The organism is Dellaglioa sp. CoH-55-MRSF-8, from assembly GCF_056782195.1.
Genome location: NZ_JBXAYH010000022.1, coordinates 1 through 916, shown reverse-complemented (window position 1 = coordinate 916; position 916 = coordinate 1). Strand labels below are relative to the sequence as shown.

Below are 916 nucleotides of genomic sequence, written 5' to 3'. Positions count from 1 at the left end.
GTTTGCATATTGCTTCCCTTGTTGTGAAAGTAGGGTGGTGAGTTGTGAACGTCTGGGCACTTGCCCCGCGTACAATTAAATTGTCTCTGGTGGACGGGACTGCTCTGCGGCTTTACGTGACATCTCGACGATTGCCGCGTCCCACGCTTCTTCCGGAATATCACCGTTAGCCGCGTAATCGGCCAATGCTTCAAGCAGCGAGACCATTGCGTGTTCCGCGCTTTGGCGTCCTGCACCCTTGTCCGTCAATCCATCGCCCTGTGCTCCGGGTATATCGATGTCGAACAGGCGCAGAGCTGCGTGCGTCGGCGTATTTTCACCGTCTGCTGTTTGCTGTAGCTCACGTTCGAGCAGCGCACGCCATTCATCTGCGGGCAGCGGGACCCACTCGCATTTGAAATAGCCAGCTCCAGATTCACCGGGCTCAAGCCCAGACAGCGCGGCATGTGCGATAGCCCACAAGCGATCGGCACCTAGGAATTGAAGAGCTGTGAACAGAAGGGCACCAGCAGGTCCCAGCTTCTCTATAGCCTCGCGCATGGACGAGGTATTCAGCAACTCTTCGATCAGGGCTTCTACTTTGTCACGGGCATCGCCATCTGCGTTCTCCCCAACAAGCTGTTGTAGCAAACCCATCTTCTCCAAAGCACCCGGCACATCGTGCAGAATGGACTTGGCCAGTGTGCCACTGCCTGCCTTCAGTTGGCCGCCTGCATGGCTACGGGACTCGGAGCCGGGACTCGTTTCCCCGTTTGCCACGAACTCTTGAAGCGCGCGTGGCAGTGTCGCCATAGCCTGTGCGGCTTTACTGTCGCGCGGTGAATAGGGTGCTACGCCACCTCCCGGGGGACCGGCCCGAGATGGGCGTTCCGCTCGATGGTGTATGGTTGAATCAGGTCGCGGGGCACTCTTGTGG

Annotated in this window: 1 protein-coding gene; it reads right to left on the bottom strand. The window is 58.3% G+C overall.

Features of this window, described 5'->3' with window-relative positions; translation table 11 throughout:
• Positions 1-75 precede the first annotated feature (75 nt).
• A complete protein-coding gene (locus AC1RPW_RS07640) occupies positions 76-792 on the bottom strand; it encodes a hypothetical protein (RefSeq protein ID WP_481769387.1) in 717 nt (238 codons plus the stop codon).
• Positions 793-916: the final 124 nt, after the last annotated feature.

Bases quoted from the DNA above. Each gene is read 5' to 3' on its own strand.
- AC1RPW_RS07640 (WP_481769387.1), bottom strand. From the start codon at position 792: ATGGCGACACTGCCACGCGCGCTTCAAGAGTTCGTGGCAAACGGGGAA.